The organism is Aridibaculum aurantiacum, from assembly GCF_017355875.1.
GTDB classification, from domain to species: Bacteria; Bacteroidota; Bacteroidia; order Chitinophagales; family Chitinophagaceae; genus Segetibacter; species Segetibacter aurantiacus.
Map to the genome: position 1 here is coordinate 1,620,909 of NZ_JAFEWC010000001.1, position 10,953 is coordinate 1,631,861.

Annotated in this window: 9 protein-coding genes and 1 tRNA gene; 2 read left to right on the plus strand and 8 right to left on the minus strand. The window is 39.3% G+C overall.

Features of this window, described 5'->3' with window-relative positions; translation table 11 throughout:
• The first annotated feature begins 150 nt into the window (after positions 1-150).
• Positions 151-225: transfer RNA gene (locus J4N22_RS06760), tRNA-Val, on the plus strand.
• Between the two features lie 112 nt (positions 226-337).
• Here the strand turns inward: J4N22_RS06760 and J4N22_RS06765 are convergent.
• On the minus strand, positions 338-832 hold the full coding sequence (locus J4N22_RS06765; RefSeq protein WP_207493169.1) for a thermonuclease family protein: 495 nt from the start codon (positions 830-832) through the stop codon (positions 338-340).
• Between the two features lie 83 nt (positions 833-915).
• Between J4N22_RS06765 and J4N22_RS06770 the strand changes: the two genes are divergently transcribed.
• On the plus strand, positions 916-1,722 hold the full coding sequence (locus J4N22_RS06770; protein ID WP_207493170.1) for a hypothetical protein: 807 nt from the start codon (positions 916-918) through the stop codon (positions 1,720-1,722).
• Between the two features lie 1,773 nt (positions 1,723-3,495).
• On the opposite strand, the gene J4N22_RS06775 is transcribed toward J4N22_RS06770, so the two are convergent.
• The 7 genes from J4N22_RS06775 to J4N22_RS06805 all read right to left on the minus strand — a co-directional run bounded on the left by J4N22_RS06775 (position 3,496) and on the right by J4N22_RS06805 (position 10,951).
• Complete coding sequence (locus J4N22_RS06775; protein ID WP_207493171.1) at positions 3,496-4,722, minus strand: hypothetical protein; 1,227 nt, start codon at positions 4,720-4,722, stop codon at positions 3,496-3,498.
• On the minus strand, positions 4,719-5,168 hold the full coding sequence (locus tag J4N22_RS06780; RefSeq protein WP_207494677.1) for a QcrA and Rieske domain-containing protein: 450 nt from the start codon (positions 5,166-5,168) through the stop codon (positions 4,719-4,721). The genes J4N22_RS06775 and J4N22_RS06780 overlap by 4 nt, the downstream gene beginning before the upstream one ends.
• Before the next feature lie 13 nt (positions 5,169-5,181).
• Positions 5,182-6,381 (minus strand): di-heme oxidoredictase family protein, encoded by a 1,200-nt coding sequence (locus J4N22_RS06785; RefSeq protein WP_207493172.1) that lies wholly within the window; start codon positions 6,379-6,381, stop codon positions 5,182-5,184.
• Positions 6,382-6,502: 121 nt separating this feature from the next.
• Positions 6,503-8,482 carry a heavy metal translocating P-type ATPase gene (locus J4N22_RS06790; protein WP_207493173.1) on the minus strand — a complete coding sequence of 660 codons (1,980 nt, stop codon included), beginning with the start codon at positions 8,480-8,482 and terminating at the stop codon, positions 6,503-6,505.
• Between the two features lie 7 nt (positions 8,483-8,489).
• Positions 8,490-9,104 carry an MntP/YtaF family protein gene (locus tag J4N22_RS06795; RefSeq protein ID WP_207493174.1) on the minus strand — a complete coding sequence of 205 codons (615 nt, stop codon included), beginning with the start codon at positions 9,102-9,104 and terminating at the stop codon, positions 8,490-8,492.
• Entirely contained in the window at positions 9,101-9,703 is a 603-nt protein-coding gene (locus tag J4N22_RS06800; RefSeq protein WP_207493175.1) for a methyltransferase family protein, read from the minus strand. Before J4N22_RS06800 ends, J4N22_RS06795 begins: the two co-directional genes overlap by 4 nt.
• A gap of 9 nt (positions 9,704-9,712) precedes the next feature.
• Complete coding sequence (locus J4N22_RS06805) at positions 9,713-10,951, minus strand: efflux RND transporter periplasmic adaptor subunit (protein ID WP_242692081.1); 1,239 nt, start codon at positions 10,949-10,951, stop codon at positions 9,713-9,715.
• Positions 10,952-10,953 lie beyond the last annotated feature (2 nt).

The window sequence follows — 10,953 nt, forward strand, 5'->3', positions numbered from 1 at the left end:
CTTTGCTTCAGATTATTGGGTGGAATAAATAGCAAGAAAAAATATCTGAAAAAGATGGAAAAATATTTTTGCTGAAAAAGATCCTGCTCCTATATTTGCACTCCCAACAGCGAAAGAGCACAACACTTAAGCGGTTGAGAAACAAAAAAAGGGAGCATAGCTCAGTTGGTTTAGAGCATCTGCCTTACAAGCAGAGGGTCCGCGGTTCGAACCCGTGTGCTCCCACTTAATAATCAAGCAGTTAAGATAAAACTTGGCTGCTTTTTTTGTTTATGTGACCATGAATGTGACCATAACAGGAATGTGACCACAAAGGCTAAAAATGTGACCACGGAAACTAAAAAAGCGGTACGATTTCAAACAATCCTTTCTTCTGAATTTTTGCTGTAAATGCTATGGACTGGAACTCTGGTAATGCTTCGCAATAGTACCGGCTGTAAGGTTTGGCAAAACCTTCTTTTATCAAAACTTCATTAATGCAAGTTCCATCTTGCAAAAACACATAAGCTAACGTTCTGCCGTAACTATCATAACATCTTTTCTTCTCCATCTGAATTGTTACAATGCTGCCAATTGGTACAAGTGATGATAAAAATTCTTTAGACTGAATGCCCAATTGCAAAAGCAATTCACCAGGCAAATGTGTTTCTCTTTCATCTTGCAATAACTTTCTTGAACGTTTTATTTCAGGTGCATCAATACCAATCAAACGAATTTCTTCTTCCTCCTGGTTGAACATATTTTGAACAATTAAGCCATCACCATCGACAATTTCTGTTACTGTAAGATGTGTTTTTATTAAAGCCTGTCCGTATGCTTTTAGTTGCACCATTTTGCACTGCTTATGCTTCTGTTAACCAATGTATTACGTGGTAAATTTGACTTATTAAAATTACAACATAAATACTTTAAAAAATGGCAAAGCAAACAGGTTTAGTGAAGTACTCCGGCACTATGGGTGGAGTAAGGCACTTTAAAATTAAAGGCTTGCAAGGCGACTTTGCAGGCATGGTTGGTGGACCTTCCGGAGAACAAATAAATACAGCTCCCGAGTTTGAAAGGACAAGGGAAAACATGAATGAATTTGGTGGCTGTGCCACAGCTGCAAAATCATTACGGGTTGGTCTTAGCCAAATCCTAAAGCAAATGAGTGACCCGCAAATGACTGGTCGCCTTACTGCTGTAATGAAGAAAATAAATTTGGAAGACGGAACTGAAGCAAGAGGTTATAGAGCTATTTTGATTTCTCAACAAAGGCAGTATTTGAAAGGTTTTGCTTTTGATAAAAGTGTAAGCCTTGATGGTGTTTTTGTAGCACCTTACACATTCTCAAATACTGTTGCTCGTGACGCTGCAACTCTTACAGTACCAGCTTTCAATCCAGCAAACTTGATTAATGCACCAGCCGGTGCAACTCACTTTCGTTTGCTTGTAGCATTAGCTGCTGTTTCTGATTTCGCATACAATGACACTACCGGTGTCTACGAACCAGTGGATGCAGCAAATAATGAACTTTCAGCCGTTGCTTATTCTGGTTATATTGATTTGTCTGCTCCCGTTTCTACATCAACTGCAGTCACATCAACATTACCAGGTACACCTACTTTGTCTGCTGATGCAAGTGTTGTGTTTGCAGTAGGTATCGAGTTTTATCAGGCAGTTGGTCCTAATTATTATCTTTTCAATTCAGGCAATGCCTTAAAGATTGTGGATATTTTCTAAGCGTTAAAGTGAAAACACTCCATTTACAGCCTCGGTTTCTTCCGGGGCTTTTTTATGTTCTCTCCTTTCTTCCCTGTTAAGAGGCGGCTCATAGTGCTTTTATCCCTTCCTCATCCTTGCTATGAGCATGAAATGACAATATAACTGCGTAGGCAACCAAAAGCAGCACGGAATAGGCATTTCCAAAAGGAAACGGAATAAATGAAAGCCTTGTGGGTGGGCAATGTGTTTATGCCGTAGTCTTTTGGAAACCCGAAGGGTTCATGCCTATGGAGTGGGCTAACTTTGCTTTAGCAGTGAATTGGAAAAGTAATATGCTACTTCTTCATGAAATGTTCCATCACTTTCCAAAGTAATTCCAGCAAAGGAATAATGAATGGTAAACACTTGTAAAATAGCTTCCGGTTACGCCGCTTTTTTTTGTTTTTCTTCCTGGACATAATATGCGCTTTAGTGCGGCATCTGTCCTATATGGAGCGGCGCTCCACAAATGTGTAATTCCTTGCTGAAAGCAGAAAGGACAATGAAACGCACTCCCTTCACTTCAATCCTGGTCGAATGTTCCCTTGCTTTTTCTTCCTTGTGGGTGGGCAAAAAAGGTAATACAGCCTTGAGCCAAAAGAAGCAGAGCCGTGGCGGGGAGTAACCGCCACTGTAGCCTGGAAGCGTAGCGTGCCGTGAAAGACACCGTAGAGAGGTACGAACGAAGGTGGCTGCGTGTGCCTGCCGCAGTGGTGGCAAGGAAGCCGTGAAACGGCGATTGACAGCTACGTTTTACGCAAGGGTTTGGCGTGTGTTTTTGATTTCCTTCAAGGCTTTGTGTTGTGGGTCAAAAACCATGACAAACACGTAGCTGCGGCAGGCAAGCAAGGCACGCAAAATTATTGGCAGCGGGTGGACTTTGCTATGCTGAAATGAATGCAGGACGTAGTGTAGCGGTAATGAAACCCAGTGAGTATTGTAGCGCAGGTTTTGCGAAATGGAATGTGCTTCCCGCCGTGTGTTGGCTTTGTGTTATTGCTGGTGGGAAGCCATGAAATGTAGCATCAGGATAGCTACGAACGTGGTGTAATGGTAGCGGAACGAAGGACGTAATGAATGAAGCGTAGCGAAAGGACACAAGTAGCTGCCGTGACGAATGCTGTAGGAGCAGCAAGATGTGTGACAAAATGCGTAGTGCAACGAAGCACCCGAAGGGCAAAGCAGGTGTGCCAATACCTTAAAGTATATAAATGGCTTTATTGGCACTGCTGCTTTGTTTTGGCGCATAGCTTGCCGACTAAGCATGAGGAACACCTTATTACCTTGCAGCGTGGGTGTGGTTCAGGGTCTGGGGATTAGGTTCTGTGCGGTGGGAAAAGAAGCCTGGCAGAAAGCTGACGACGATGAACGAATGAATGTAGTGAAACGAAATGAGTGAGTGAAGAGGTGTGAGCTTGTGCGGTGGGTTTAATGGGTGGGTAAAAGCATTTGGCTGCGAAGCATAGATTTTGTGTGCAAGGGCAGCTATATGCTTTGTGTGGCAGTTGCTTTGTTATCTTTAAAATGTGATAAAACAGTTAATCAAATTATACAGGCAGTTCTTTGATGTGCCCGACTACATCAGGGATGGAGTTGTATTGTTCAGGTTAATGGTTTTTGTTGTTATGTCGCTATTAATAGGTATTCAGATTGGTTATTATCTTTTCTAATTGTTGCTTAATGGTTTGCTGTACAAGTGAGTGACACAACGATGATGCTATGAAATACTTCTGCCGGTTACATAAAAAAGAACTAAAAATAGGTTGATAGTCCAAATTGTATCGCTCCTATTCTTGATGGTGGATTACCTAATAAATCTCTTTGCTTGCTGTATTTGTAGTTAAATCTGAATACTGTTTGTGGTGTTGGTCGCCAAGAAAAACCTGCTGCTATTGCTTCAACGTTATCTGTTATGTTTCCTCCGGTTGATTTAAATGTTCCTTTGTTCCAATCTACGTGTTCTAATCTTACACTTACATTGAATACAGATTTGTCAAAACCTAATAATGGCTTCTTGTAAACAGGTTGAACTATGTCTATAAACCCACCATGTTGTTTCCTTCCGAATTGTTCTGTATATGTATCAGGAATGTCTACTCGTACCATTGCATACTCTGCATTTATGTAAGTATTTAAACGTGGAATTGTTGTATTAAAATCTACTGCATACACATCTACTCTTCGCTTCTTATCGAGCACTAATCCGTCTTCCTGAAACTTGTTATAAATGCCTCCCATGTATGATAAACCTATCTCTCCAATCTTCCGGTTTCTTAAAGCAAACTTGCCTGTAAATAACATCGTACCATTAAAACTTTCTTCAAACCTATCGGGGTTATTTTTAGTAGCGGGTAAGAATGTTTTGTTTTCCGGATTGTCTATAATGCTCTCATCGAAACCGTTGCTTAGATATGCTTCATAAGCATACACCCAATCGCTTGTATACTTCTTGCCGTACAAACCAAAACCTACGTTGCTGAATGTTGCCGGTAACATTTGGGTTGCTGATATTGGTCTGTCTACAAATTCCCATTTAGGTCCATCGTGGTTTTGATTGAATGCTCCTATTGGGTTCATGATTATACCACCTCTGAAGTTCAGTAATGGTGCTATCTCTAAATCAACTGATGCAAACTCAATATTGATTTCTTTGGCTCCGTCTTCAAACTCTATTTCTGTTAAGAACTTTAATCGTTTGTAGATTGTTGATGATACAAATAATGTTAGTCTTCTGAATTTGAATTGGTGTCCTTCTGTTACTCCATTTTCTCCTACGTACTGGTAATTGCCTTCAACATACCCACCTAATGAAACCGGTAATTTGCCCGGTTGTATAAAGGGACGGTCATAAACTGCATCCATGTTGAGTTTAAGACTACCCGTATCATCGGTAGTTGACCGTAGTAGTTCAGGGTCTATTTGTGCTGTTGAAGTGTAGGTTATAAAGCAGAGTAGAAATAGTATGTTGAGTTTCTTCATGATTGCTTTCTTAAATCAATAAATATTTCTTTGTCGTTTACAGTAACCGGAAACGTTCTAAGGTTTGTACTTGCAGGACCATTAGTAACTTGTCCTTTGTTGTTAAACTCACTGCCATGTGCCGGGCATTGCAAGTAATCGCCTGATGCCTGTAATTCTGCTCCCTGGTGAGCACACTTCATCCATAAGGCGGAGTATTGCTTTTCATTGAAACGATAGACACAAATAGGGTACTTTAAAGCATCGTTACGAATAATGAGAAATGACCTGTAAGCTGTATTGCCTTTGTCTTTGATAATAAAATCTTCGGTAGTAAGTGTAAGACCGTCTTTACCGAGTGTGCCCGTTGTATTAACCAATGCTGAACAACTGCTTAGTATTGTTGGTATAGCTGCCATTGATAAACAGGCAGCACAACTGTTCTTAATAAAATCTCTTCTCTTCATGGTTTAATGCTGCTTATAGTGATTTAAGGAACTTTATCAATTGGTCTTTTTGTGTTGCATTTAACTGGTCGAAACGTTGTTTGCTTTTCAATGCTTCACCTCCATGCAATGCAATAGCTTGTTCTATGCTTCTTGCCCTCCCATCGTGCATTAAGAATAATTGTCCGCCTTGTGAATTTTGAGATAAGCCTAAGCCCCATAAAGCCGGTGTTCGCCATTCTGCCGGTAGTGCTGTACCTTCTGTATAGCCATCATTAAGAGCTGAACCCATATCGTGGAGTAGCATATCAGTGAAGGGGGAAAAAGTTTTATTAGATAGCGCAGCTATTTGATGGTTGCCTGTTTGCATCTCGGGAGTGTGGCACTTGCCACAACTAATATTTATAAAGTGCTGTCTGCCTGCCTGAACATCGGGGTCGTTCTGATTTCTTTGTATTGGTGCTTTTAGTGTTTGCAAATAAAATACTACATCCTGTACGGTCTGATTGGAAACTTCGGGGTCTGCATCTTGTCCATTGTAGGTGCTGAAGTGTTCATAGGTGGAGTTAATACCCATGTCCTGGTTGTAGGCATTTACTGTTTGTTGCAGCAGGTCGTAGACCGCTGACTTTTTACCAAATCTTCCAATGTACTTGCCATTACGTGATATAGAGCCGGGGCGAAGTAAAGAATACTGGGGAACTGTAATCCAAGTAGGACGACCTGAAATGCCGTCTCCATCAGCATCGTTTTCATCTGCTAAGGCTAATAGTGTTGCATCGGAAACGGCTTCAAAGAAGCCTAAACCTGTGTTTGCAGGTGGGGTAAAGCTGGATGAGGTAGCACCCGCCGGTATTTGTTCTGCCTGAAAGCCAATTATAGAACGGTGCTGTAATTGTGGACCTCCAAGGTGCAGGAAGTTGTTTCCTAAAGTGTCGCTTTGTCCAAACCTTGTAAGTGTTGTAAAGGGATGTCCTTTGCCGTCACCGGCATGACAACTGCCGCAGGAGTTGTTGACGAATAAAGGACCTAAGCCGTTTGCCTGGTTAAAGATTTCATCATTAAATGCTACATCACCTCTTAGGAACATCCTGTTTTGCTCTGATGTTAAGCCTTCAATCGGACCATCTAAGATTTCATCGTCTTTAGGTAGTTTGGGTAAAATCTTAGAGCATGAAATGTAAGCGAAAACAAAGGCTGCAAGGGATGCTACAATAAGTAATTGTCTTCTCATTTTCAGGAGCTTTAAATATATTTTTAGACGAGCCTAAATTTATTGTTAGGTAAATATATCAAAGTTTAACCTGAAATAGAAGCAGATTTTGGAAAAAAGGAGCAAACTGAAGAAAAGAGAACTACACTTTTATTTTCTGGATGCGAACAGCATTCAGGATGGCTAACAGTGCTACTCCTACATCTGCAATTACTGCTTCCCACAGGGTGGCAACGCCACCGGCTCCTAAAATAAGTACAATGATTTTTACAACCATTGCTAAGATGATGTTCTGCCAAACAATGTTTCTTGTAATCTTTCCTATTTTGATTGCTGATACAATTTTTGAAGGCTGGTCGTTCTGAATTACTATGTCTGCTGTTTCTATTGTTGCATCACTTCCTAAACCTCCCATTGCTATGCCTGCATCTGCTAAAGCAACTACCGGTGCATCGTTCACTCCATCACCTGCGAATGCTATTCGCCTTCCTTCGTTCTTTAGTTGTTGTACTTTTTCTACTTTGCCTTCGGGTAGTAAGTCGCCAAATGCTTTATCTATTCCAATGCTCTTTGCCACCTGATTGACCACACTTTGCTTGTCGCCCGAAAGCATCACGGTTTGGATATTCAGTTTATGCATTTCTTCAATTGCCTGCTTTGCATCTTCTTTAACTTCATCTGCTATTGTAATGTAACCTGCATAAGCATTGTTTACTGCTACTACTACTATTGTATTAACTTCCTGTTCTAACTCTTCAGGATAATTAATACCGAACTTCTTTAACAGCTTTAAATTACCTGCTAATACTTCCTTGCCTTCGACACTACCTTTTAAACCATGACCTGATATTTCTTCAACACCTTCTACTTTTACATTGTCTTTTGCAGTACCTGCATATTCTGTTACTGCTTTAGCAATTGGATGTGTTGAGTTTTGTTCTAATGCTGAAGTGAGTTTTACAAGTTCCTCTTTGCTTATGTTGTTTGGTACTACCTGTTGAACTTTAAAAACACCTTTGGTTAGTGTTCCTGTTTTATCCATCACTACGGTATTAATCTTAGTCATCACATCTAAGAAGTTGCCACCTTTAAAGAGTATTCCATTTCTTGATGCTAAACCAATTCCTCCAAAATATCCTAATGGTATCGACACTACTAATGCACATGGACAACTGATAACTAAGAATACTAATGCTCTATAAAACCATGTTGTAAATACATAATCATCTACAATCAAATAAGGAACTAAACATACTGCAAGTGCTAAGAAAAATACTATTGGTGTATACACTTTAGCAAACCTTGAAATAAACAATTGTGTCTGTGATTTTCTTGCTGTTGCATCCTGCACCATTTCTAAAATCTTACTTAGCTTACTATCTTTGAATAGTGCGGTTACTTTTACCTCTGATACTGTATTTAAGTTTATCATTCCTGCATAGATAGCTTCGCCCTTGTATTTTGTATCTGGTTTACTTTCTCCTGTTAATGCGGCTGTGTTGAATGATGCATTTTCAGATAATAGTTCTCCATCTAAGGCAACTTTTTCTCCTGGCTTTACCTGTATGCTTTCACCTAATTCAATTGCTGATGGATTTATAACTGTAGCCTGTCCATTTCTTAATACTGTTACTTCATCAGGTCTTATGTCTAATAATGCCTTTATATTCTTCTTTGCATTATTTACTGCGGCATCCTGAAACCATTCGCCTATCTGGTAGAATACCATTACGGCAACACCTTCTTCATACTCTCCGATTATAAATGCACCAATTGTTGCCACACTCATTAATACAAACTCGTTGAAGAAGTCGCCACGTTTTGATTTGCGGAACGCCAAGTTTAATACACTTCTGCCTGCAAGGATGTAAGCTATAAGGTTGATGATTAATGATGGAATATTAGGCAACTCTATATGAAAGCCATACTCTAATACAAGCAATACGATGAGTATTGCTAAAGCTAACAACAAGTCCCAATGCGCTTTCCATCCTGGCTCTTCTGCTCCATGATTGTGACCATCATCAGCAGAATGCTGATGTTCTTCGTTTTTGTCTGTTATCTTTTCAAGCTGGTCTAACTGTAAGTCTTTAGCTTGTTCGTTGTTATGATTGTGTTCCATAAATAAATTATTGTATAAAAAATGAAATGATACCAGTAGCAACTAAAGTCACTCCTGTTATTATACCTGCATTGTGTTCTATTGAATGCCAATTCAATTTTAGTAAGCCCTTGTAAGCGTAGCGAACAAGCAGCATCATGCCTGTTGTTGTAATTACTAAATACATAAGGGCAATAAGCACTACAAGCCACCCGGCTTGTGTGCCTGCTAATAGAAAATATGCTTCAATCTCCATACATGGAGAAAGGAACATTGCTATTGTCAAAGCTGTTATTATTGCTTTTTTAGACTTCTTTCTTTTTAATTCACTATCTACATGAAAATGCTTGTGCCTGTGATGCCGGTAAATGAATATTAAGCCTATAGATATAAGTATAACAGGAGCTATTATGTTTGTGAAGTGGGTTACTCTATCATCGAGCTTAGCACCTAATACACCTAACAAGACACCGATAAGGATTGTACTTACGCCATGTGCTAAAGCACAAATCAGTGTAACTTTTGTAACCTCTTGTATTGACCAATGCTCTTTCCTCCCTATAGCAATTACAGGCAACCAATGATTAGGTATTACTGCATGAAGCAAACTGATTATTAAAGCACCTGTAATTATTGAAATCATAATAGTCTTCTTACTGTTCTTTTGTATTCGGTATAAACTGTGCCATGTTGTTTTATTAAGAACTCTTCTTCCAATCGTATTTGAATTTGTATGACGATGTAAGATGTAGCAGCTACAAAGAATGTAACTGTATCAGGAATGATTAAAAAGATACCTATGGTGCTAAGTATCATTCCTAAAAAAATAGGGTTACGTGATAAGCTGAAAAAACCATTTGTTATCAATTCTGTTCTGTTCTTTTCATCTATACCTATTCTCCAGGATTGCTTCATGTGGTATTGTGCAATTACTATCCAGATAAGTGAAGCATGAATAATGAATAAGCCTGTGTATTGCAACCAATCTTTTTGAAGAAATGGAATTGGATTTAGGTATATATATGTGTTTGCAGATAAAGAGAATAACAGGACTGCTATAACAAGCAGCCCTGTTAACACTTTCATTATTGTTCCTATGTAATCATGTGCATTATCACTTTTACCGAAGGTTACAGGATTAATGCCTGTCTTCTTATAAACTCTTATACTTGGCAGAACGAAAGTGATAAGTAGGTACACAAGTAAGAAAAGCGGCAGATAGTATTTTAGGTATTGTAACATAGAAATAGTTTAGTGTTCGTGTCCTCCTGTATTTGTCATTTTGGCTAAGGCAAAGAATGCGCCTTTAGTAATAATCTTTGTTTGTGGTGGAAGGTCTTTTAATAGTTTGACCTCGGTATACCCTACGTCTGTTGCGCCCTTAATAACTGCTATTCTTTCAAAATTTGTTGTTGCATGACTTTCACCTTCTTTATGTCCTGCCTCTTTTTCTTCATGACCTTCTTCCTTTTCGCCTTCCTCATGATGTTCTTCTTCTGCCGTTGTTAATACAAAAATGTAATCCTGTCCTTGTGAGTTTACAATTGCCTCTGTTGGTACAGCAGGAACAACGTTAGTGCCTATACTTATTACTGCGGTTATATTCATGCCTTCAATCAATCCTGTTTTATCACCCATCACCACTGCATGAATTGGAACTGTTTTCGTTTCATTTGCAAAGGCTGTACCTATCGAATATATCTGTGCATCATACTCTTTGCCTGGATTGTTAGTTAAGGTGAAATGTATTGTTTGGTTTGCATGAAGCCTTGGCAAGTCTTTCTCAAAAACAAATAAGTCGAGGTGCAACCTTGAATTGTTTACTATTTCTGCAAGAGGTGTTGAAGGGTCTACATTGGAACCAATTTGAGCAATTACATTGCTTACTGTGCCACTTATAGGGGCTGTAATGGTAAGGGTAGTAATAATGTTTCCTCTACCTACACTGCTTGCAGATATACCCATTGCACTCAACTGCTTTTGCAGCGAATTTCTGGTTACCCTTAGCGTTGCCAATTCTGTTTGTACTCTTTGTACATTCTTCAATGGTGCTGCATCACCAGCTACCAGTTCTCTTTGCCTTTTATATTCAATTTCTGCAAGGCTAATTTGTGCATTTACTGTCTGTAATTGTTGTTGCAGGTTAGCAACATCAGGATTTACAATTGTAGCTACAACCTGTCCTTTCTTTACGTATTTGCCGGGATGGATAAGCAATGTTTTTATCACTCCACTGTTAACAGATGTAATGAAAGCCTTGTTCTCATTTGGAACAGATAACATACCATTTGCCTTGATTGATGTTTGCAGGTTTTTAAGCTCAATTGTACCTAATTGTATACCTGCTGTTTTTATCTGTTCTTCAGTAAGAGAAACAATGGTGCCTGGTGCTTCTTCGTGGTGCTCTTCTTCCTTTACTGTTTCCGTCTTCTTGTTACCACAAGAGGCAAGCAGGTTTAGGATGGTTATTATTAAAAATAATTTCTTCATTT